Annotated in this window: 22 protein-coding genes; 12 read left to right on the forward strand and 10 right to left on the reverse strand. The window is 72.1% G+C overall.

Annotation, left to right across the window (positions count from 1 at the left end):
* The first annotated feature begins 50 nt into the window (after positions 1-50).
* The 4 genes from FB467_RS15085 (at position 51) to FB467_RS15100 (ending at position 4,568) form a co-directional block, all read left to right on the forward strand.
* Positions 51-1,295, forward strand: a complete 1,245-nt coding sequence (locus FB467_RS15085) for a glycerophosphodiester phosphodiesterase family protein (protein WP_141785833.1) — start codon at positions 51-53, stop codon at positions 1,293-1,295.
* Between the two features lie 15 nt (positions 1,296-1,310).
* Complete coding sequence (locus tag FB467_RS15090; RefSeq protein ID WP_141785834.1) at positions 1,311-2,288, forward strand: inorganic phosphate transporter; 978 nt, start codon at positions 1,311-1,313, stop codon at positions 2,286-2,288.
* A complete protein-coding gene (locus FB467_RS15095) occupies positions 2,285-2,917 on the forward strand; it encodes a DUF47 domain-containing protein (RefSeq protein WP_170230773.1) in 633 nt (210 codons plus the stop codon). Before FB467_RS15090 ends, FB467_RS15095 begins: the two co-directional genes overlap by 4 nt.
* Positions 2,918-2,981: 64 nt before the next feature.
* Positions 2,982-4,568, forward strand: a complete 1,587-nt coding sequence (locus FB467_RS15100; RefSeq protein ID WP_141785835.1) for a TIGR03767 family metallophosphoesterase — start codon at positions 2,982-2,984, stop codon at positions 4,566-4,568.
* Here the strand turns inward: FB467_RS15100 and FB467_RS15105 are convergent.
* Entirely contained in the window at positions 4,565-5,557 is a 993-nt protein-coding gene (locus FB467_RS15105) for a LacI family DNA-binding transcriptional regulator (protein WP_141785836.1), read from the reverse strand. The genes FB467_RS15100 and FB467_RS15105 overlap by 4 nt on opposite strands.
* 140 nt (positions 5,558-5,697) lie before the next feature.
* On the opposite strand from FB467_RS15105, the gene FB467_RS15110 reads away from it, so the two are divergent.
* From FB467_RS15110 to FB467_RS15125, 4 genes are read left to right on the forward strand one after another with little or no spacing between them, the layout of a single operon-like run.
* Positions 5,698-6,786: an ABC transporter ATP-binding protein gene (locus FB467_RS15110; protein WP_141785837.1), complete on the forward strand. Its 1,089-nt coding sequence runs from the start codon at positions 5,698-5,700 to the stop codon at positions 6,784-6,786.
* 21 nt (positions 6,787-6,807) lie between these two features.
* A complete protein-coding gene (locus FB467_RS15115) occupies positions 6,808-8,106 on the forward strand; it encodes an ABC transporter substrate-binding protein (RefSeq protein WP_141785838.1) in 1,299 nt (432 codons plus the stop codon).
* Positions 8,106-9,032: a carbohydrate ABC transporter permease gene (locus FB467_RS15120; RefSeq protein ID WP_141785839.1), complete on the forward strand. Its 927-nt coding sequence runs from the start codon at positions 8,106-8,108 to the stop codon at positions 9,030-9,032. The genes FB467_RS15115 and FB467_RS15120 overlap by 1 nt, the downstream gene beginning before the upstream one ends.
* Positions 9,029-9,874, forward strand: a complete 846-nt coding sequence (locus FB467_RS15125) for a carbohydrate ABC transporter permease (RefSeq protein ID WP_228393425.1) — start codon at positions 9,029-9,031, stop codon at positions 9,872-9,874. Before FB467_RS15120 ends, FB467_RS15125 begins: the two co-directional genes overlap by 4 nt.
* On the opposite strand, the gene FB467_RS15130 is transcribed toward FB467_RS15125, so the two are convergent.
* Positions 9,852-10,610, reverse strand: coding sequence for an AfsR/SARP family transcriptional regulator (locus FB467_RS15130; protein ID WP_141785840.1), 759 nt, complete (start codon positions 10,608-10,610; stop codon positions 9,852-9,854). The genes FB467_RS15125 and FB467_RS15130 overlap by 23 nt on opposite strands.
* Before the next feature lie 229 nt (positions 10,611-10,839).
* Here FB467_RS15130 and FB467_RS15135 point away from each other — a divergent pair, with 229 nt between their 5' ends.
* From FB467_RS15135 to FB467_RS15155, 4 genes are read left to right on the forward strand one after another with little or no spacing between them, the layout of a single operon-like run.
* Positions 10,840-11,859: a matrixin family metalloprotease gene (locus FB467_RS15135; RefSeq protein ID WP_211350620.1), complete on the forward strand. Its 1,020-nt coding sequence runs from the start codon at positions 10,840-10,842 to the stop codon at positions 11,857-11,859.
* A 26-nt stretch (positions 11,860-11,885) separates the two neighbouring features.
* Positions 11,886-12,110 carry a peptidase M6 gene (locus FB467_RS15145; RefSeq protein ID WP_141785841.1) on the forward strand — a complete coding sequence of 75 codons (225 nt, stop codon included), beginning with the start codon at positions 11,886-11,888 and terminating at the stop codon, positions 12,108-12,110.
* Positions 12,111-12,138: 28 nt separating this feature from the next.
* Positions 12,139-12,384, forward strand: a complete 246-nt coding sequence (locus FB467_RS15150; RefSeq protein ID WP_141785842.1) for a hypothetical protein — start codon at positions 12,139-12,141, stop codon at positions 12,382-12,384.
* Complete coding sequence (locus tag FB467_RS15155) at positions 12,377-12,823, forward strand: hypothetical protein (protein ID WP_141785843.1); 447 nt, start codon at positions 12,377-12,379, stop codon at positions 12,821-12,823. The genes FB467_RS15150 and FB467_RS15155 overlap by 8 nt, the downstream gene beginning before the upstream one ends.
* A 27-nt stretch (positions 12,824-12,850) precedes the next feature.
* Here the strand turns inward: FB467_RS15155 and FB467_RS15160 are convergent, their stop codons facing one another.
* The 8 genes from FB467_RS15160 to FB467_RS15195 all read right to left on the reverse strand — a co-directional run bounded on the left by FB467_RS15160 (position 12,851) and on the right by FB467_RS15195 (position 22,208).
* Complete coding sequence (locus FB467_RS15160) at positions 12,851-13,627, reverse strand: IclR family transcriptional regulator (RefSeq protein ID WP_141785844.1); 777 nt, start codon at positions 13,625-13,627, stop codon at positions 12,851-12,853.
* Between the two features lie 83 nt (positions 13,628-13,710).
* Entirely contained in the window at positions 13,711-15,402 is a 1,692-nt protein-coding gene (locus FB467_RS15165) for a formate--tetrahydrofolate ligase (RefSeq protein WP_141786705.1), read from the reverse strand.
* A 6-nt stretch (positions 15,403-15,408) separates the two neighbouring features.
* Positions 15,409-16,260: a methylenetetrahydrofolate reductase gene (locus tag FB467_RS15170; RefSeq protein ID WP_211350621.1), complete on the reverse strand. Its 852-nt coding sequence runs from the start codon at positions 16,258-16,260 to the stop codon at positions 15,409-15,411.
* A 42-nt stretch (positions 16,261-16,302) separates the two neighbouring features.
* A complete protein-coding gene (locus FB467_RS15175; protein ID WP_141785846.1) occupies positions 16,303-17,529 on the reverse strand; it encodes a glycine cleavage T C-terminal barrel domain-containing protein in 1,227 nt (408 codons plus the stop codon).
* A 219-nt stretch (positions 17,530-17,748) separates the two neighbouring features.
* Complete coding sequence (locus FB467_RS19405; RefSeq protein ID WP_280525458.1) at positions 17,749-18,330, reverse strand: antitoxin; 582 nt, start codon at positions 18,328-18,330, stop codon at positions 17,749-17,751.
* Positions 18,331-18,415: 85 nt separating this feature from the next.
* Positions 18,416-20,086: a SulP family inorganic anion transporter gene (locus FB467_RS15185; protein WP_141785848.1), complete on the reverse strand. Its 1,671-nt coding sequence runs from the start codon at positions 20,084-20,086 to the stop codon at positions 18,416-18,418.
* Positions 20,083-20,439 carry an ArsR/SmtB family transcription factor gene (locus FB467_RS15190; RefSeq protein ID WP_141785849.1) on the reverse strand — a complete coding sequence of 119 codons (357 nt, stop codon included), beginning with the start codon at positions 20,437-20,439 and terminating at the stop codon, positions 20,083-20,085. The genes FB467_RS15185 and FB467_RS15190 overlap by 4 nt, the downstream gene beginning before the upstream one ends.
* 224 nt (positions 20,440-20,663) lie before the next feature.
* Entirely contained in the window at positions 20,664-22,208 is a 1,545-nt protein-coding gene (locus tag FB467_RS15195) for a molybdopterin-dependent oxidoreductase (RefSeq protein ID WP_244932747.1), read from the reverse strand.
* Positions 22,209-22,312 lie beyond the last annotated feature (104 nt).

Here is a 22,312-nt window from a genome sequence, read left to right on the forward strand (position 1 = left end):
CTAAAACGATTTAGATAGCCTGCTGAGGATCCCACGGAAACGGAGCCGGCATGAGGCGCGCAACGACATACATCCGCACGAAGGTCGTCCGGGGGGCGGTGATCGGCAGCGCCACCGCGCTGGTGGCGGTGGCCGCGCCGCTGGGCGCGACGGCCAACGCGACGGCCGACCCGACCGACTGCGCGGCGCCGGAGATCGTGGCGCACCGCGGGTCCGGCGGCACCAGCCCGGAGAACACCGTGGCCAGCTTCCGGGACGCGCGGACCAGCCGGGCGACCGTCGTGGAGACCGACGTGCAGCTCAGCGCCGACGGGGTGCCGTTCCTGTTCCACGACGGGACCGGGAGCCGGACGACCGACGTGGCGGAGGTGTTCCCGGAGCGGGCGGGCGACCCGATCACCAGCTTCACCTGGGCCGAGCTGCGCCAGCTCGACGCCGGCAGCTACTTCTCCCCCCGCTATGAGGGCGAGCGCATTCCGCACCTGAACGAGGCGGCCCGTCCCTTCGCCGGGTCGGACGTCACCGTCAACATCGAGCTGAAGAGCCCCGAGAACTCCCCCGGCGTCGAGGCGGTGCTGGCCCAGGAGCTCGCGACCAACCGCACCTGGCAACGGCTCATCGCGCAGGACCAGGTGGTGGTGAGTTCCTTCGACGAGGCCTCGCTGACCACCTTCCACGAGCTCGCGCCCGACATCCCGGTGCTGCAGGTCGGCACCATCCCGGAGGACGAGGAGACCCTGGAGCGGTGGGCCGGGTTCGCCGACGGTGTGGTCACCAACTACCGCACGCTCGACCCGGCCGACATCGAACGGGTCCGGGCGCACGGTCTGAGCTTCAGCGTCTACACGCTCAACTCCCCGGAGGCCGTGCAGGCCGCCGCGGACCTGTGCGTGGACCAGGTGATCAGCGACTTCCCCACCCAGATGACCCGTCTGCTGCGCGGGCACGACCCGCTCCCGATGGCCAACGGCATCGAGGTGCTGGACGTGGTCGCCGACGTCCCCGGCGACGACCTGCAGCCGGAGACCGGCGAGCACGTCGTGCTCACCAACACCTCGGGGCGGGCCATCGACGTCGGCGGCTACCTGCTGCAGGACGCCGTGGTCAACCGGCTGACCGTGGGCGAGGGCTACGTCATCCCGCCCGGTGGCGAGCTGCGCGTCTACACCGGGCCCGGCACCAACACCGCCGACCGCTACTACAACGACCTCGGCCGCAACGTGCTCAACAACGACGGGGACTCGGTGGCGGTGCTCACGCCGCAGCTCCGGTTGCTGGACCTCTATGCCTACTGACCACCGGGGGAACCGGTGAACTGGGCCCTGCTCGCGGCGGCCGTCGCCTTCGCCCTGGTCAACGGCGCCAACACCGGCGCGACGATGCTCGCCGCCACCATCACCCTGGACTCGATCGGCCACGTCCTCGGGCTGCTGCTGCTCGGGCTGGGCGTCGCCCTCGGACCGGTCCTGGTCGGCACCGGCGTGGCGGCCCGGTTCGCCGGGGAGATGGTCCCGTGGGAGGGCGAGGGATCCGAGACCGGCATGCTGGTGGCCGTGCTAGTCAGCCTGCTGGTGGTGCTCGGCCTGACCCGCCTGGGCATCCCGACCGGGCTCACCCTGGCCTTCGTCGGCGCGATCGCCGGCTACGGCGCCGCCTCGGGCACCGGCATCGCCTGGCACTCGGTCCTGATCGTGCTGGGCATGATGGCCCTCGCCCCGGTCCTGGGCGGCCTGCTCGCCGCGTTCGTGATCGCCGTCTTCGCCCGCCGGCTGCGCTCGCGCCACGTCAGCCGCAGCCTGGGCCGGGTGCACGCCCTGTCCTTCCCCGCCCTGGCCGTGGGCTACGGCGCCAGCGACGGGCAGAAGATGCTGGCGATCAGCGCGGTGGCCCTGGGCCTGACCGGGCAGGGTGCCTCCGGCTCGGTGGCGGCCCCAACCCTCCTCCTGGTCGCCCTGGGGGTGCTGTTCACCCTCGGCAGCGCGGCCGGCTACCGCAGCATGTCGCGCCGGCTCGGCCAGGGCGTGCTGCCCGTCCGCCCCGTGTATGCCGTCACCTCCGAGGTCGCCACGGCGGCGGCGCTGCTGGGGTCGGCCGGGGTCGGCACCCCGGTCGGGGTCGCGCAGACGCTGACCGGCTCGCTGATCGGCGCGGGCGCCAGCCAGGGCCTGGGCCGGGTCCGCTGGCCCCAGGTCTCCACCATCGTGGTCGCCTGGGTCGTCACGCTGCCGCTCACCTTCGGGATCGCGGCGGCCGTGGCCGGAGGCCTCCGGGCCGGGGGTGCGCTGTGAAGCTGCTCTCCCGCATCTCCCGGGCGCTGAACCGCCGTCCCGACGCCCCGCTGGTCACCCTGTTGCGGGAGCAGGTGGCCTCGGCCATCGACGGGGTGGAGGTGGCCCGGGCCGCGGTCGCGGGGTCCGCCCCGCTGGACGATGCCCGGTCCGAGATGGCCCGGGTGGAGCACGAGGGCGACCGGCGCCGCTCGGCGGCGGTCACCCGGCTCGCCTCGGCCTTCGCCAACCCGATCGACCGGGAGGACCTGTTCCGGCTGTCCCGCTCGATCGACGACATCCTGGACAACCTGCAGGACTACGTCCGCGAGCTGGCGCTCTTCGACATCTCCCCCGGTCCGGGGCAGGACGAGATGCTGGTCGCCATCGGGGAGGGCCTGTCCGACCTGGACACCGCGATCTCGGCGATCGCCCACGACCCGCTGCAGATCCGGACCCGGTCGCTGGCGGTGCGCAAGAACGAGGTGCGCCGGCTCTACCAGGAGTCCGTGGCCCGGACGCTGAGCGGCCCGATCGACGCCGCGGCGCTGAAGAACCGCGAGCTGCTGCGCCGCCTCGACGTGGTCGGGCTCCGGCTGGGCGAGGCGGCCGACGCGCTGGCCGACGGCGCGGTGAAACGCAGCCACTGACCCGATCCAGACCCAGACACGCCCACACACAGACCAGACAGCAGACGACGTTGGGAGCGACCGCATGACGACAGGCCACGGGGCCGGGACCCCACCGGAGCACCGCATGCACCCGGACCGGCCGGTGGTGCGCGCCGAGGTGCTGACCCAGGGCAACCTGGCGCCCTACCACGGGCTCTCGGCCGGGCCTCCGGAGCCGCACATCGTGCGCACCGACCTCACCGGCGGGACGCCGTCCGGGACGCCGCGCAGCCTGTGGCACGTGGCGCACCTGACCGACGTGCAGCTGATCGACGCCCAGTCCCCCTCCCGGTTGGAGGCGGTGCACGAGCTCGGCATACGGCCCGAGACGACCCTGATGCTGCCGATGCAGCGTCCCCAGGAGCTGCTCGCGGCCCACGCGACCGAGCTGCTCGTGCGGCGGCTCAACGAGCACCCGGGATCGGCCGTGACCGGCGCGCCGCTGCAGGCCGTGGTGACCACCGGCGACAACGTCGACAACATGCAGCAGAACGAGGTGCAGGCCTTCCTGCGGCTGTTCAGCGGCGGCACCGTCGACCTGGACTCCGGCGGGCCGGCCTACCAGGGCTACCAGGACGGCAGCGTCGACTGGGCCTGGGCACCGGAGGACCCGGACAACCGGTGGGGTCGGGCGCACGGCTTCCCCGTCGTGCCGGGCCTGCTGTCCCGTGCGCTGCAGCCGCTGGAGGCCAGCGGCCTGGAGATCCCCTGGCTCACCTGCTTCGGCAACCACGACGGCCTGATCCAGGGGCGGGTGCCGGCCACGCCCGAGCTGGTCGACATCACGCTCGGCCACCGCAAGGTCACCGCGGTGCGGGCCGAAGATGTCGCCGACTTCACCGGCGACCCGATGCCCGCCTTCCGGGAGCTGCGCCGCGAGGTGGACCCCGACCCACGGCGGCGCCCGGTGAGCCGGGCCGAGTACGTCGCGGCGCACTGGGACCGGGGCCTGCCCGACGGGCACGGCTTCACCGACCAGAACCTGGCCGACGGCACCGCCTACTACGCCTACCAGGGCTTCGAGGGGATCCGGCTGCTGGTGCTCGACAGCACCAACCCGGCCGGCGTCTTCGAGGGCAGCCTGGACCGGGAGCAGTTCGCCTGGCTGGGCGAGCAGCTGCGGGCGGCCACCGCGGCGGACGAGCTGGTCGTCGTCGCCTCCCACCACCCGCGCAGTTCGATGACCAACGACCTGCTGGCACCGGGGGCGGACCAGGAGACCGAGGCCCGGGTGCTCGGTGAGGAGGTCGGCGAGCTGCTGCTGGCCCACCCCCACGTCATCGCCTGGTTCAGCGGGCACATCCACCGCAACCGGATCACCGCCCACACCGGGCCCGGGGGCGGCGGCTACTGGGAGATCAGCACCTCCTCGGTGATGGACTGGCCGACGCAGGGCCGGCTGGTCGAGCTGCTCGACCACGGGGACGGGCTGCTCTCGCTCCGGCTGACCATCCTGGACCACGAGGGGCCGCTGCGCCCGTCCTCGGTGGAGACCGTCGAGGACCTGGCCGGGTGGCACCGGGCCCTGGCCGCCAACGACCCGCACGGGGTCGGCGGGTTCGAGGCTCACGGCAGCGCCGTGGACCGCAACGTCGAGCTGCTGCTGCGCGACCCGCGAGGGCGTGCCTAGTGCGGCGGTGCGGTGGAGCCGCGCACCACCAGCGTCACCGGCTGCACGTAGTCGCCGGACCGGGCGTGCGGCCGCAGCCGCTCGGTGATCGCCCGGCCCAGCGCGAACCGGTCCAGCCGCAGCGTGGTCAGGGGCGGGTCGAGCAGCGCGGAGGTGGCCAGGTCGTCGTGCCCGATGACCGAGAGCTCGGCACCCACCTGCACGCCACGGTCCCGGGCCGCCCGGTAGACCGCGTGCGCGGTGAAGTCGGAGTTGGTCACGATCGCGGTCGGGGGCTCCGGGCCGTCCAGCAGCTCGCAGGTCACCCGGTAGGCGGCATCCAGGTTGAGCGCCGTCTCGACCGGGTGCGCCACGACGCCGAGCTCCCGGCACCGCTGCTCGAAGCGCTCGAGCCGGTCGTGGTCGGCCATCACCCCGGCCGGTGCGGAGTAGAAGGTGATCCGCCGGTGGCCGAGGTCGTGCAGGTGCTCGACGGCCAGGTCGACGGCGGCCACGTTGTCCGGTCCTACCCGGGTGATGCCCTCCTGGTGCGCCACCGCGTTGACCACGACGACCGGCTTGCCCGGGCACAGCTCCTGCCACAGGTCGACCGCGTCGCCCGACCCGACGGGGGCGATGGCCAGGCCGTCCACCCGCTGCTGGGCGAGGTGGTGGACGTGCTCCCGCTCGCGCTCGACCGAGTATGCCGAGTCCACCGCGAAGACGGTGCTGTTGTGCGCCGAGGCCGCGTCCTGGGCCCCGCGGAAGACCTCCAGGAAGTAGGGGTTCTGCATGTTGCGGACCATCAGCCCGTAGCTGCCGGTCAGACCGGTCCGCAGCGCCCGCGCCGTCGGGTCCGGCCGGTAGCCGAGTTCACCGGCCACCCGCAGGATCCGCTCCTTGGTCTCCGCCGCGACGCCCGCCCGGTCGTTGAGGGCGAAGCTGGCCAGCGCCGTGGACACACCCGCCTCGCGCGCGACGTCGCGGATGCTCGGTCGTCCGGCCGCCATCGCCAGCTCCTTCGCCCTCGAATCGGAGACCACTGCCGGGAGGCAGCCTATGGGTTGACCACCTTAATCGATTTAGATAGCGTGCGTCGAGGACCGCGTCCACCGACGTGGACACACCGACATGTGAGCGTGGAGGCCTGATGTCCGAGGTGCAACTCCGCGGGGTGACCAAGTCCTTCCCGGACAGCCACGGCGGACGCACGGATGTGCTGCACGGCGTGGACATCGTCGCCCCCGAGGGACAGTTCGTCGTGCTGCTCGGCCCGTCCGGCTGCGGCAAGTCGACCTCGCTGCGGATCATCGCGGGCCTGGAGTCCGCGACCGGTGGCGACGTGCTGATCGACGGGCAGCGGGTCAACGACGTGCCGGCCGCCAAGCGGCGGATCGCGATGGTCTTCCAGAACTACGCCCTCTACCCGCACCTGAGCGTGCTGGAGAACATCGTCTTCGGCCTCCGCGTGCGCAAGGTCCCCAAGAGGCAGCGGCAGGAGCGTGGCCTGGAGGCGGCCCGCAAGGTCGGGCTCGACCCCTACCTGGACCGCAAGCCCAGCCAGCTCTCCGGCGGCCAGCGGCAGCGGGCCGCCCTGGCCCGGGCCCTGGTCTCGGACTCCAAGGTCGTGCTGATGGACGAGCCGCTGTCCAACCTGGACGCCAAGCTGCGCCACCAGATGCGGATCGAGCTGCGCAACCTGCAGCGGGACCTCGGCCTCACCGTCATCTACGTCACGCACGACCAGGTGGAGGCGATGACGATGGCCGACCACGTCGTCGTGATGCGCGAGGGGTCGGTGGCCCAGGCCGCCGCCCCGATCGACCTCTACACCGAGCCCGCCGACACCGAGGTCGCCTCGTTCATCGGGTCACCGCCGATGAACCTGCTGCCCGGCACCTCCGACGGCACGAACCTGAGGGTCGCCGGCAGCCCCTCCCCCTGGTCACTGCAGGCCCGGGTGCCGAGCGAGGTGACGGTCGGCATACGACCGGAGTCCCTGGCCGTGGACGGGTCCGGCCCGCTGGAGTTCCACGGCCGAGTGCGGACCTCGGAGATGCTCGGCGCCGAGACCCTGCTCACCCTCCTGACCGACACCGGCGAGCAGTTCGTCGCCCGGATCCCCGGCATCGTCCGGGCCACCGAGGGCGACCAGGTCCGCCTCACCACGACCCCGCAGGAACTCCGCTTCTTCGACGCAGCGACCGGCCGTGCGCTGGTCGCCCCGGCATCCGCCTAACCCCCGCAGAGAGGTACCACCATGTCCGCACGTCCCCGCACTCTCGCCCTCGCGGCCGCCCTGTCCTCCGGTGCCCTCGTGCTCGCCGCCTGCGGCGGGGACGACGGCGGCTCCGGTGACGGCACCGCCGAGCTGACCATGTACTACCCCGTCGCCGTCGGCGGCCCGCTCACCGACGTCGTCGACGACCTGATCGCCACCTGCACCGAGCAGCACGAGGGGATCACCGTCGAGGCGGTCTACAGCGGCACCTACGCCGACACGATGACCAAGGCCCAGACGGCCTCGCGCAGCGACCAGGGACCCGACCTGGCGGTCCTGCTGACCACGGATCTCTACACGCTGATCGACAACGGCCTCATCGTGCCGCTGAGCGACGTGGACGACGACCTGTCCTGGACCGAGGACCGGTTCTACCCGGCCTACCTGGCCTCCGGCGAGGCCGAGGGCGAGCTGTGGAGCCTGCCGTTCCAGCGGTCCACGATCGTGCAGTACCACAACAAGGAGATCTACGAGCAGGCCGGACTCGACCCGGAGGCACCGCCCACCACCTGGGCGGAACTCGAGGAGCAGGCCAAGACGATCCAGGACGAGGGGGCCGCCGAGTACGGCGTGGAGATCCCCTCCACCCAGTTCGGCAACTGGATGTTCCAGGCGATGGCGATCCAGAGCGGCGTGGCGGACACCGCCGGCGTCGACGGGATCGCCAGCTACCTGGACGACCCCGCCTCGGTGGAGGCCCTGGAGTGGTGGAAGGGGATGGCCGACGACGGGCTGATGCCCAGCGGCACCACCGAGTGGGCGTCCACCCCCGACGACTTCCTCGCCGGCCGCACCGGCATCATGTGGCACACCACCGGCAACCTGACCAACGTCAAGTCCAACGCGGACTTCGAGTTCGGCGTCTCGATGTTGCCGGCCAACACCCAGCCCGGCTCCCCCACCGGCGGCGGCAACCTCTACATCTTCGACCGCGGTGACGAGGGCACCCGCGAGGCGGCCTACACGATCGCCCAGTGCCTGACTGAGCCGGAGATGGCGGCCGAGTGGTCGATGGAGTCCGGTTACGTGGCCACCGGCCCGGAGGCCTGGGAGACCGACACCATGGCGCAGTATGCCGAGGAGTTCCCGCAGGCCGCGGTCGCGCGGGACCAGCTCGAGGTCGCCGTGGGCGAGACCACGACGCACGAGAACGGCCGGGTGTCGCAGGCGATCAACGACTCGATCGCCGCGGTCCTGACCGGCCAGGCCGAGCCGCAGGACGCGCTCACCCAGCTGCAGTCCGACATCGACGGCATCCTCGCGCAGTACCAGGGCTGATGACCGCAGCGATCCCCACCCCGACAACGGCGCCCCCGCCCGAGGAGCGCCGTCGCCGGGCCCCGCTGCGCGGACGGCTGGGCGACCAGGCGTTCGCGTGGGCCCTGCTGGCGCCCGCCTTCGTGGTGCTGATCGCGTTCACGCACTACCCGATCATCCGGTCCGCCTGGTCCTCGGCCCACTCCAGGCGGGGCGACCTGAGCGCGGTGCAGTACGAGACCCTGGTCAACGACCCGGTGTTCTGGCAGGTGCTGCGCAACAACCTGTGGTTCGCCCTCGGCACCGTCCCCACCTCGATGGCGCTGGCCATCCTGATGGCGGTCTGGGTCAACGGCAAGCTGCGGGGCAAGGGGTTCGTCCGGCTGGCCTACTTCACCCCGACGATCCTGCCGATGGTCGCGGTGGCCAGCATCTGGCTGTTCTTCTTCTCCCCCGGCGTCGGCCCGATCAACGGGCTGCTGGGCGCCGTCGGCCTGCCCACCCGGAACTGGCTCGGCGACCCCGACACGGTGCTGCCGGCGCTGATGGTGATGATGATCTGGAAGCAGGCCGGCTTCTTCATGATCTTCTACCTGGCGGGGCTGCAGAACATGTCGCCGGAGCTGGAGGAGGCCTCCACCCTGGAGGGAGCCTCCCGGTGGTACCACTTCCGCCGGGTCACCTTCCCGCTGCTGATGCCGACCACGCTGTTCGTCTTCGTGGTCGCGGTGACCGATGCCTTCAAGATCATCGACCACCTGTTCATCATGACTGGCGGCGGACCGAACAACGCCTCCAACCTGCTGCTGTTCTACATCTACGACACAGCGTTCACCTTCTTCGACCCGAACTACGCCGGCGCCCTGACGATGGCGCTGGTGGTGATCCTCGGCCTGGCCGCGGTCATCCAGTTCACCGTGCTGGAGAGGCGGGTGCACTACCGGTGACCACGAACGTCGAGACCCTGCCCGGGCAGGGCGGTATGCGACCCGGCCGGATCCTGGAGACCGCCGGTGCGTGGCTGCTCGGCATCCTGTGGCTGATCCCGCTCGTCTTCGCGGTGTGGGCCTCGGTGCACCACCGCGACGCGGCCACCTCCTTCGACCTCACGGCGCCGCTGACCTTCGACAACTTCGCGTCGGTCTGGTCCGGGGCACCGTTCGGCCGCTACTACCTGAACACCATCCTGCTGGTGAGCGGGATCCTGGTGGGCCAGCTGGTGCTGGGCGTGCTGGCCGCGTATGCCTTCGCCCGCTTCCGGTTCGTCGGCAGCAACATCGCCTTCGCGCTGGTCCTGGTGCAGCTGATGATCGCGCCGGACATCCTGATCTCGGAGAACTACACGACGATGGCCAGCCTGAAGCTGGTCGACACGATCCCGGCCATCGGGTTGCCCTACATCGCCAGCGCGTTCGGCATCTTCCTGCTCCGGCAGACCTTCAAGTCGATGCCGATCGAACTCGACGAGGCCGCCGAGATCGAGGGCGCCGGCCGGATGGGGCGGCTGTGGCGGGTCTACGTGCCGCTGGCCAAGCCGACGCTGGTGGCCTACGGGCTGGTCTCGGTGAGCACCCACTGGAACAACTTCCTGTGGCCGCTGGTGATCACCAACAGCGTGAACTCCCGCCCGCTCACCGTCGGCCTGGCGGTCTACAACGGCACCGAGTCCGGCATCGACTGGACCCTGCTGTCGGCCGCCACGGTGCTGGTCGTCGCCCCGCTGCTGATCGCCTTCCTGATCTTCCAGCGCCAGTTCGTGCAGAGCTTCATGCGCGCCGGGATCCGCTGATCCTGGCGTCCCCGCCCACCAGGTCCAGCAACCGGGGGCCGGGCGGGACCCCGAGCTCGGCGGACAGCAACAGCTCGTAGCGCCGGACCTGCTCCAGCGCCAGGCACCGGTTCCCCTCGGCCAGGTGGGCACGCACCAGCACCTCCTGGGCGCTCTCCCGCAACGGGTCGCAGGAGACCGCCAGCAGCCCGGTCTCGATCGCCGTGCCGTGGATGCCGTCGTCGCTCAGCCGCCGGCACAGCGACTCCAGCGCGTGCACCCGCAGCTGGGCGAACGCATACTGCTCGTCGGCCAACCAGTCCTCCGACCAGTGCGGCAGCAGCGGGTGGCGCAGCAGCGGCACCGCCACCCTGGCCGGGAAACGCCCCTGCCGGGCCAGCACCTTGCGGGCGACCCGCTCCGCCGCGACCCAGTCCACCCGGACCGCGCGCCCGAGCCGGAGCCCGTCGTCCTCGGCGACCACCACGGCGGGCACCCGCGGCAACTCCCGGAGGGTGCTGCGCAGACTGGCGTAGGCTCGTGCCCCCGTCACGTCGGGCCAGAGCGTGCCGGCCACCATGGCGCGCGGCAGCCGGCGCCCGCGGTGGGTGGCGAGCAGCACCAGCAACCGCTGCGCCCTCGGGCGCAGCCGCAACTCCCGGCCGCCCTGGCTCAGCACGCACTCCGGCAGCAGGTGCAGCCGGGTTCCACCGGTGCGGACCGGCTTGGCTGGGGAGAGCGTCAGGATCGAGGTCATGGCGGGGCTCCGAGCAGAGATCGGACACCGGGAGGAGCGCCACTGCCCCTCCCGTGATACCTGCCCACGGCACCGGGCGGGGGCGCCGGCACCGGTGTCACGCCGCGGTCACGCCCGGGTCACACCCCGCCTCCTAGCGTGCCGTCCGTGCACAGGCAAGGCGCCTGCGCCGGCCGAGCACTCGGCATACGACGACCAGCCCGTCCCGTGACGGGCACGAGGAGGCGACATGGCGACCGACGACATGGTCCCGAAGTCGACCGGGGTCAAGAAGGGCGACAGCGGTGCCGACGTGCGCCGGGTCCAGCACTACCTGACCACCTTCGGCTATCTGGAGTCGGCGACCCTGGACCGGTTCGGGGTGAGCCACGAGCTGGCGAGCCCGGCGCCGGACGAGGGGACCTTCGACGAGGCGACCGAGGAGGCGCTGACCCGGTTCCAGGAACGCTACGGACTGAACCCGACGGGCAAGGTCGACAAGGCGACCCAGGACCTGATGAAGCGTCCGCGCTGCGGGTTCCCGGACACCGCGGAGTTCGTCGCGCAGGGCAACAAGTGGAACACCACCGCGCTGCGCTACGGCTTCGTGGAGTTCACCCCGGACCTGACCCAGGCCCAGGTGCGTGCGGCGGTCTCGACCGCCTTCGGCTACTGGGCGGCGGTCACCCCGCTGACCTTCACCGAGATCCCGAACGCGAACAACCCGGAGATCCGGATCCGGTTCGTGGCCGGCGACCATGGCGACGGGAGCCCGTTCGACGGGGCCAGCGGCGTGCTGGCGCACGCGTTCTACCCGCCACCCAACGGCGGGGACATCGCGGGCGACACCCACTTCGACGAGGCCGAGACCTGGTCGGTGAACCTGCCGGCCTCGGGGACCGACCTCTACACGGTTGCGGCGCACGAGTTCGGACACGCCCTCGGGCTGGCGCACTCCACCGTCGCGAGCGCGCTGATGTACCCCTACTACGGCGGGCCGCACCGGCACCTGGACGCCGACGACATCGCCGGCATCCAGTCCATCTACGGCGCCTCGCAGTGGATGACCACAACGCTGAGCAGCGTCTACGCGACCCCGCACAGCAAGAACGCGTGGGCCTACCCGGCAGGGGTCGGCTGGCGCAAGGTGACCGGCACCTCGACCGACGGGGTGACCAACACGTTCGCGGCGCTGGTGCGCGCACGGGCTTCCGGCAAATCGGTCTACATCCACGTGACCGGCACCGACATCGACACCGTCTACCTCTGACCCGAGACCACCCGAGGAGCACCACCATGGCCACCTACAACACCACCATCGGCCGCATCTACACCACCCCGCACAGCAAGAACGCGTGGGCCTGGCTGAACGCCGCCGGTGGGTGGCGCAAGATCGACGGCACCAGCACCGACGGGCACACCAACACCCACCTGGTGCTGACCGCCGCCCGCGACAAGGGGTCGACCATCCGGGTCGACACCAACGCCGCGGACACCCTCATCGTCGCGGCCTACCTGTGAGCCGCACCGACCCGAAAGGAGGCCCACCGTGGCCGACATGACCATCACCATCTCCCTCGGCGACCTGCTCACCGGCGAGGTCGGCGCGGCTGCCGCGGCACCCGCCCCCGACCCCGCGATGGGATCAACGGACAGTATGTCGACCCTCGGCTCCGCCGGTTCGGCACCCGCCCCCGACCCGTCGATCGGCGGCGACGACGCCTCCTCGGGGGCCGCGGTCTCCGGCGACGGCCCGGCGCCGGTCGGGCTGGAGGAACTGGGCGGCGGTGACTGAGTCCACGCCCGAGGGGCGGGCGCAGGCAGTCGTCCTGCGGTCCGTCCTGACCGGCCGGCCGGTGCCGGGGAGCGACTCCCCGTGCCGGCCGGCCGACCTGTCCCTGGCCACCGACCCGGACGGCACGGTGCGGGTGCTGGCGACGGACCTGTCGCCCGAAGCCGCCGATGTGGTCCGGTCCCCCGGGACGCGTGCCCGGCTGGTCCCGGCCAACGAGGTCTCCGCGCTCCGCGCCGCGCCAGGGGTGGCCGCGGTACTCCGCCTGCGACCGCCCGAGGTCCTGCCCGGCCCGGACCGGCTCCGTCGCGTCCGGATCGCCGTGGAGGTCTGCGCGGTTCGCGAGCACGGCCTGCTGCCCCTGGACTCCCTGCTGGTCGTGCTGCGCCAGGAGGACGACGGCTGGGTCCTCGACGGGCCCCCGACCGGCCTGGCCACCTGAGCGGCCCGGCGATCCGGCAGGGTCGGGTCAGCCGGCCCGGGGCTCGGTCCGCCCCAGCTTGCGCGAGATCCGTTCGGCGGCCTGCACGGTCAGCCGGGTGAGTTCGGGCACCCGGTCGGTCGACATACGGAAGCTGGGGCCGGCCACCGAGATCGTCGCCAGGATCTCTCCGCCCGCGTCCCGGACCGGGGCGGCGACCGCGGACAGTCCCGCCTCGAGCTCCTCGTACTGCCAGGCGTGGCCGGAGCGGCGGATCTCCTCCAGCTGCCGGCGCAGCTCGGCCGGGTCGGTGACCGTGTGCTCGGTCGTGGCCTCCAGCTCTGCCCCGAGGACCCGGTCCACCTCCGCCTCGTCCAGGTGCGCCAGGAAGATCTTGCCGTTGGCGGTGTTGTGCAGCGTGGTGTGGCGGCCCAACCAGGTCACGGACAGGACGCTGTCGGAGAGGTTGACCTCGTCCACGTTGACCACCTCGCCGTCCTGGAGCAGCGAGAGGTTCACCGTCTCCCCGGTGGTCCGGCTGAGCTCCTCGGCGACCGGCCGGGCCAGGGCGACCACGTCCAGGTCCTCGGTCACCGTCCGGGCCAGCCGGACCAGCCCCACCCCGAGGCCGTACTGCACGCCGTCGGCCTGCTGCTCCACGATGCCGCGGCGCTCGAGCGTGGCCAGCAGCCGCGACACGGTCGACTTGTGGATGTCCATCCGGCGCGCCAGCTCGGACACCCCGACGGCGCCGTCCCGCCCGAGGATCTCCAGGACGGTGACGGCGCGGTCCACCGACTGCACCAGCCCGGTCTCGTGTGCCATGTCTCCGACCCTACGTTCCGTGGTGGCGGTGGCCGGCCCGACGCGCGGTCGGCCACCCGGTTGCGACGCCTCCGCTCCGGAGGTCAGTACAGCCCGACGACCTCGCCGTCGGCGTCGATGTCGACCTGCATGGCCGCGGGGTTGCGGCCCAGGCCGGGCATGGTGCGCATCTCCCCGCAGATCAGGTAGATGAACCCGGCCCCGACCGAGGCCCGGACCTCCCGGACCGGCAGCGTCCACCCGGTCGGGGCGCCCAGCAGCGAGGGGTCGGAGCTGATCGACAGGTGGGTCTTGGCGATGCAGACCGGCAGGTGGCCGAGGCCGAGCTCGGTGAACCGGTCCAGCTGCCGGGCCGCCGCCGGCGCGTACTCCACACCGCTGGCGCCGTAGACCTGGGTGGCGATCGCCGACACCTTGTCGCGCAGGCTGGCCTCGTCGGGGTAGAGCATCTGGAAGCTCGAGGGTTCGTGCGCCGCCTCGGCCACCATGGCCGCCAGCTCGACGCCTCCCTTGCCGCCGTCGGCGACGTGGGTCGAGACGGCGACCCTGGCGCCCGCCGCCTCGGCGATCTGCCGGATGGCGTCGTGCTCGCTCGCGTGGTCGCCGGGGAAGGCGTTGATCGCCACGACCGGGGAGACCCCGTGGACCCGGATGTTTTCGATCTGCTTGACCAGGTTGGCGGCGCCGGCGTGCACGTCGTCGGGGTTCTCGGCGACCATCTCCGGCGGCAGCGGCTTGCCCGCGACGACGGTAAACCGGCCCGAGTGCGCCTTGAGCGCGCGCACCGTCGCCACGATCACGGCGGCGTCCGGGGTGAGCCCGGAGGCCCGGCACTTGATGTTGAAGAAGCGCTCGGCCCCCATGTCGGCACCGAAACCCGCCTCGGTGAGCAGGAATTCGCCGCTGTGGATCCCGATCCGGTCCGCGACCACCGAGGAGTTGCCGGTCGCGATGTTGCCGAACGGGCCCGCGTGCACCAGGACCGGCGTGCCCTCCAGGGTCTGCATCAGGTTGGGCTTGATCGCCTGTTTGAGGATGACCGTCATGGCGCCGGCGGCCCGGAGGTCCTCGGCGGTGACCGGTTCCCCGTCGGGCGTGGACCCGACCACGATCCGTCCGAGCCGGGCGCGCATGTCCGGCAGCGAGTCGGCCAGGGCCAGCAGCGCCATCACCTCGGAGGCGGCGGTGATGTCGAAGCCGGTCTCCCGGACCACCCCGTCGGCCCGGCTGCCCAGCCCGATGACGATGTTGCGCAGTGCCCGGTCGTTGACGTCGATCACCCGGCGCCAGGTGACGCTGCGCGGGTCGAGCACCGGCTCGGCCCCGAAGTGCAGGTGGCTGTCGACCATCGCGGAGAGCTGGTTGTGGGCGGCGGTGACCGCGTGCATGTCGCCGGTCAGGTGCAGGTTGATCTGCTCCATCGGCACCACCTGGCTGTAGCCGCCGCCGGCCGCCCCGCCCTTGATGCCGAAGGTCGGCCCCATCGACGGCTGCCGGATCGCGACCGTGGCCCGGTGGCCCAGGTGGGCCATCGCCTGCCCGATGCCGACCGTCGTGGTCGTCTTTCCCTCCCCCAGCGGCGTGGGGGTGATCGCGGAGACGACCACGTACTTGGCCTTCGGCCGGTCCGCCAGCTCGTCGATGGCGGCCAGGTCGATCTTGGCCGCGCCCCGCCCGTACGGTTCGAGCAGGTGCGGGCCGATCCCCATGTCGGCGGCGACGTCCGTCAGCGGACGCAGCACGGCGTCGCGGGCGATGGCCAGGTTGGACGGCATACTCACTTATCCCTCTCCTTCCCCGGCCAGCAGGGCCTGCCGCCACTGCTCGGTCCGGGCGATCTCGTTGAACGTGAACAGGTGCCACCCGAGCACCCGCAGCGCGGGGTCCTCGAAGAGCGGGCGCAGCTCGGTGACCAGGTGGTCCGGGGTGTAGCCGGCGGCGGCGCGCACCGCGACCCCGGTCTGCCGCTTGAGGAAGCGCACCGAGTCGGCCAGGCCGATCCGGGTGGAGATCCGCAACAGCCGGGTGCGGTCCACCACCCCGGGTATGCCGAGGTGCACGGGCAGCATGATCCCCCGGTCCCGCACGGCCCGGACCCAGCCCACCACGGTGTCGGCGTCGTAGCAGATCTGGGAGACCAGGTAGGTCGCGTAGGGGGCCTTGTCCGCCATCGCCGAGACGGTCGCCTCGTCGGGGATGAAGGAGTGGCTCTCCGGGTAGCCGGTCACCCCGACCTCCAGGAAGGGGTGCCCGATCCGGTGCAGCTCCCGCAGCAGGTCGGCGGCGCCCTCGAAGGGACCGGCCGGGGTGGCGGCGTCTCCGGCGACCACGAAGACGTCGCGCACCCCGAGCCGGTCCAACTCCGCGACGACGCCGCGCAGCTGTGCGGTGTCCCGGACCATCCGGGCCGCCAGGTGCGGGACGGGACGGTGCCCGCGGCGGACCAGCTCGGTCACCACCGGCAGCGTCGCGTCCAGCCCGCGGGTGGGAGAGCAGGTGACCGGGACCGTGGCCCCGGGCGGCAGGTGGTCCAGCGCCTCCTCCAGGCCCCGCATCGGGACCATCTCGAAACGCGGGGACCGCAACGCGAGCAGCGCGGCATCCGGCACCGGCACAATCGGTTCCGCGCTCACGGCCCGCTCCTTTCGCCCCTGCCCCATCCTCTCCCAGGCGGCTCAGCCGGCGACCTCGGCCCCGTCCCCGGCCGTGGCGACCGGGTCGACCGGCAGCCCCTTGGGCAGGTCCTTGCCCGGGTCGATGAACGGGGAGGTGGTGACCTGCGCCGAGGCGACCCCGTGCGGGGTCCGCACCAGCAGGTCGGTGCCGAGCTCGGCATACGCCAGCGGCACCATGGCGAAGCCGATGTTGCGCTCCAACCGCGGCGAGTAGCAGGCGGAGGTGACCCGGCCGATCTCCTGGGCCTCGTCCAGCACCGGGAAGAAGTCGATCATCGCCCCGTCGTTGAACGAGCCGAGGCCCGGACCGTCGATGTGCAGGCCGACCAGCTTGCGGGAGATGCCTTCCTCCGCGACCTTCTTCAGCGCCTCCTTGCCGACGAAGTCCGCCTCCTGCTGCAGGTCGACCATCCAGGTCTGCTCGAAGCCGTAGCCGACCTCGAACGGGTTGGTGTCGTACCAGATGTCGTTGCCCCAGGACAGGATCCCGGCCTCGATCCGGCGGATGTGGCACGGGCCGATCACCTTCAGGTCGTGCGCCTGCCCGGCCTCCCATACGGCGTCCCACAACCGGCTCGCGTCGCGGCTGGCGTTGCGCAGGTAGATCTCGTAGCCCATCTCGGCGGAGAAGCCGGTCCGGGAGACGACCACGTCCATGCCGTCCAGCTCGTACTCGCGCACGTAGTAGTAGGGGATGTCGTGGATCGAGTCGCCGAACAGGTCGACCAGCACCCCGGTCGAGTTCGGTCCCTGGATCTGCATCGGGCCGACGTCCGGCTCGCTGATCTGCACATTCATCCCGTTGGCGTGGGCCAGGCCCTTGGCCCACAGCAGCACGTCGCTGTCCGCGAGGGAGAGCCAGAAGTGGTTCTCCCCGAGCCGCAGCAGCACCGGGTCGTTGATGATGCCGCCGTCGGGAGCGGTCACGAAGACGTACTTGGCCTGGCCGACCTTGCACTTGGTCAGGTCCCGGGAGACCAGCATGTTGGTGAAGTCGAAGGCGTCCGGGCCGGTGATCTCGACCTGCCGTTCCACGCCGACGTCCCACAGGGTCACCGCGTTGAGCAGGTGCCAGTACTCGGCGACCGGGTCGCCGTAGTGCCGTGGGTGGTAGGTGTGGTTGTAGACGCTGTAGAGCGCGACGCCGTGCTCGCGGGAGGAGTAGAAGTAGGGCGACTTGCGGATCCGGGGGTACTGCAGGATGCCCGGGTTGGGGTTGACGGCCATCGGAAACGGTCCTCTCTGATCGGGTGCGCCCGCTTGCTGCGCGAGGTGCTGCGCCGGCGCCCTGGTGTTGCGTTGTCAGCAACACTCCTCGCGATACGCAACAGCATGCGCCGCCCGACCCCGCCCGGTCAAGAGGTGACACGCATCGGTCGACGCCCCGGCCGGAGACGACGAAACGGACCGGTCACGATGACCGGTCCGTTTCGTGGCGGGCTCAGCTCAGGCCTGATCGTCCTCCGGCAGCGGAGGGGGTGGCGGCGTCTGGCCGGGCGGCGGTGGGATCTGCCCCAGGGGCACCTCGCGGTCGCCCTCCTGCGGCTCGGCGTGCGGGGGCGGAGGGGGCGTCGCGCCCGACTCGGCACCGGGCGGAGGAGGCGGGGGCGTCGCGCCCGGTTCGGCCCCGGGAGGGGGCGGCGGCGGGGATGCTGCAGCCGGCCCTGCTCCGGGCGGGGGCGGTGGCGGGGTTGCGGCCGGGCCCGCTCCGGGCGGTGGCGGAGGCGGCGGCGTCGCGGCGGGCCCCGCTCCGGGTGGCGGAGGCGGTGGCGCGGTCGGCTCGCCACCCGCATCGGCGTCCGGGTGGCGGTGGGTCCGCTCCCCGCCGGTGTCGCCGGCGACCTTGTCCGCGGTGTTCCGGGCGGCGTCCTGGGCCTTGCCGATCTTGTCCGAGTACTTGCCCCCGGTCCGCTCGTTGACGGCCGCGCCGGTCTTCTCGATCGCGCGGTCGATCTTGTCTCCGTGCTTGTCGGCCAGCTCGGCGGCCTGCTCCCGGGCCTTCTCGGCAGCCTTCTTGACGTTGTCCATGATGCCCACGAGGTTCCTCCTGCGGTCGGTTGGACGGAGTGTTGCTCCTAGTCTGCAACGCCGCGGCCCGCACCGCAGTTCCGGGTCAGGACTCGGAGCCGGGGGCCGCGAGCGCCTGCTCCCGGGCGGCCGCGCTGCGCCGGACGTGGCTGCGCGCGTGCTCCAGCGCCGGCGGGAAGGTGTGGAACAGGTGGCGCCGGTCCCGGAGCGAGGAGATCACCCCGACCGAGCGCATCAGCGCCATCAGCCGGTTGGGGACGCCCTTGATCAGCACGGTGACCCCCTGCTTCTCCAGCGCCCGCACGATCTCGGCCAGCGTGTTGGCACCGGTGGCGTCGAGCGTGCGCAGTTGCGAGAACGCGAGGATGACGACCTCGACGTCGCCCTCGGCGCGGACCTCGCTGCGCACCCGCTCGGAGGCGCCGAAGAACATCGACCCGGTCAGCCGGTACACCGCGATCCGATCGTCGGCGGGGTCCGGGTCGCTGCTGATCTCCTCGCGGAAGACGCCGCTGGTGCGGGCCACCGCGCGGAGGGTGAACAGCGCCGCCACGACGATGCCGAACTGGACCGCCTCGATCAGGTCGACCAGGACGGTCACCACCATGGTGAGCAGGAGGACGAAGGCGTCGGAGCGGGTGGCGCGCAGGATGGTGCGGATCTCGGCATACGGGATCATCCGTGCCGCCGTGAGCATCAGCACCGCCGCCAGCGCCGCCATCGGGATCCGGGAGACCGGGCCAGAGGCCAGGTAGATCACGCCGAGCAGGACCAGGGAGTGGGTGATCACGGACAGCCGGGTGCGGGCACCCGCGCGGACGTTCACGGCGGTGCGGGCGATCGCCCCGGTGGCCGGGATCCCGCCGAACACCCCGGAGGCGACGCAGGCCATCCCCTGGCCGACCAGCTCGCGGTCCGGGTTGTAGCGGGCGTCGCCGGACAGGTCGACGGCGACCCGGGCGGACAGCAGTGACTCGATGGCCGACAGCGCGGCGACCGCCACCGCGGCGGTGAAGACGGTCTGCACCAGGGCCGTGTCGAAGACCGGCAGCGAGGGCATCGGCAGCGAGGAGGGGATCTCACCGATCCGGGCCAGCGGCAGGTCGAGGGCCTCGACCATCAGCGTGACCAGGACGATCGCCGCCAGGGACACCGGGAACTGGGCGTTCCACAGCGGGACCACCAGCATCAGGGCGATGACGATGCCCACCGCCACCAGCGGCCACCCGACCGCGGACCAGTCCGCGTGCTGCACCGAGTGGAAGGCCGCCACCAGCGGCCGCGTGCCCACGTCGTCGGCCGCCCCCAGGACGAGGGGTACCTGTTGCAGGAAGATGATCACGCCGATCCCCGCGGTGAACCCGGCGATGACCGGCCAGGGCACCAGCCCGATCAGCTGCCCGAGCCCCAGGACGCCGGTGACCATCAGCATCAGGCCGGCCAGGATCCCCACGAGCGCCAGCGCCGCGACCCCGTGGTCGCCGACGATGGGCACCAGGACGACGGCCATCGCGCCGGTCGGGCCGGACACCTGCACGTTGGAGCCGCCGAAGACCGCCGCGACCAGCCCCGCGACGACGGCCGTGACCAGACCCGCCGCGGCACCGGCCCCGGAGCTGATGCCGAAGGCGAGCGCCAACGGCAGGGCCACGATCCCCACGGTCGCACCGGCCGCCAGGTCCGCGCGCCAGTGCAGGCGCATCTCGGCATACTCGCTCACGTCGGGCAGCAGCCCGCGTAGCGCCGGCACCCTCATCGGGCGTCCAGCAGCGCAGCCTGCGCCAACTGCTCCTGCTGCACCGTCAGCCGGTCGAGCAGGAAGGAGCGTGCGACCCGCAACAGGTCCGCGACCTGGGGGTGGGCCAGTTCGTAGGTGACCGCGTTGCCGGCCCGCGCCGAGGTCACCACGTGGTGCCGCTTGAGCACGCTCAGGTGCTGGGACAGCAGGGAGGCCTCGATGTCCAGGGCGCCGAGGATCTCGCTCACGGCGCAGGGGCCGTCGGCGTCCACCAGGATCTCCAGGACGCGGATGCGCGCGGGGTGCGCCAGCGCCTTGAAGAGGTTGGCCTTGATCTCATACAGGGGTGCGTCGGGGGCGGGGCTGCTCACGGGACCTTCATCGGGGACGGGCAAGGAGACGGGCGATTGATGACTTTAGCATTTCCTCAATCGTAGTGCCAGGTGGCCTGTCCGAGGGCAGCGTGGCGCCGATCATGGGGCGATCCGGTGACGGCTCCCACGAGGACGCCCGTCTATCCACCGACTGCACGTGTTGTGCACGCGAACGGGCGAAAAAGTGGCAACACCGCGTGCAGTCGGCGCACCCTGGCCCGTCAGGCGCCGACCGAGACCTCGACCCGGTGCCAGCCGGTCGCCCCGTCGGGGATGACGCCGACTTCCTCCGAGGTCTGGGTCTGCCCCTCCCCGTCGGTGGCGCGCACCGTGATCGTGTGCTCCCCCTGGGCCGGGTCCCAGGGCAGCTTCCACTGCCGCCAGGAGTCGACGCTCGGCTCGAGGGCCAGCTCGGCCTCCTCCCAGGGACCGTCGTCGACCTGCAGCTCGACCTTGTCGATGCCCCGGTGCTGCGCCCAGGCGACCCCGGCGATCACGGTGGGGCCGGCCGCCAGGTCCGCCCCGGCCCGGGGCACGTCGATCCGGGAGGCCGTCTTGACCGGCCCCCGCTCCCCCCACCCACGGGGCGTCCAGTAGCCCTCGTCGGCGGCGAACGTGGTGACCTTGAGGTCCACCACCCACTTGGTGGCCGAGACGTAGCCGTACAGCCCCGGCACCACCATCCGCACCGGGAAGCCGTGCCGGTCCGGCAGCGGCTCCCCGTTCATCGCCACGGCGAGCAGGGCGTTGCGGTCGTCCGTGAGCACCTCGAGCGGGGTCCCGGCGGTGAACCCGTCGGTGCTCGTGGACAGCACCATGTCGGCGCCGTCCTGCACCCCGGCCCGTTCCAGCAGCTCACGGACCGGCCACCCGGTCCACACCGCGTTGCCCACCAGGCTGCCCCCGACCGTGTTGGACACGCAGCACAGCGTGACCAGCGCCTCGACCATCGGCTGGTCGAGCAGCTCTTCCAGGTCGATCTCGACCTCGCGGTCGACCATGCCGTGCACCCGCAACCGCCAGGTGGCGGGGTCGACCTGCGGCACGGACAGCGCGGTGTCGATCCGGTAGAAGTCGTCGGTCGGTGAGAGGTAGGTCGCCTGGCCGGGGACACCCTGCTCCGCACCGGCGGGCACCGTCACCGGCCGGCGCACCGTGGGGACCCTGAAGGCCTCGCGCGCCGCCTCGACGACCTCACCGGCCCGGGCCAGGGCGCGCCCCGCGACGATGCCGACCGCGCCGAGCACCGCCAGCCCCCCGCCCCAGGCCAGGACCGACCGGCGGGTCGGCACGGTGGCGCCGGACGGCATACCCGATCGGGGTTGCGTCGCGGGCGCCACCAGCCGGGCGAGGACCCCGAGACCCGCCAGCACCCCGAGCAGCGTCGGGACCGCGTCGGCCGCGCTAGCGCCGGGGCGGGTCAGCACGGCGGCCATGCCCACGGCCCCGACCAGCGCGAACAGCAGCAGCCCCACCGTCCGCCGGCGCACCGCGACCTCACCCAGGACCGCGCACGCGATCACCAGGGTCAGCCCCATCCCGACGAAGAGCGCGACCTTGTCCGCGGTGCCGAAGACGGTGACCGCCAGGTCCTTCAGCCAGGCCGGGGTGCGGTCGACGAACGCCCCACCGACCGCCAGCAGCGGCGAGGGCGTCCCCTCGCTGCCGACCGTGCGCCCCAGGAGCGCCGCCCCCACCTCGGCCACACCGAGCGTGACTGCACCCGCCGCGACTCCCGCGACCGCTCCGTCCGCCCGGCTGCTCACCCCTGCATGATCGCACCGTCCCCTGCAGGATTCTCGGGTTACCCGAGAATCCTGCTCTTCGTAGCAGAACCTTCCCGGTCGATAGCGCCAGGTTCCGGGGTCAA

Origin of the sequence: Ornithinicoccus hortensis (assembly GCF_006716185.1) — a bacterium.
In the GTDB taxonomy this organism is placed as follows: Bacteria; Actinomycetota; Actinomycetes; order Actinomycetales; family Dermatophilaceae; genus Ornithinicoccus; species Ornithinicoccus hortensis.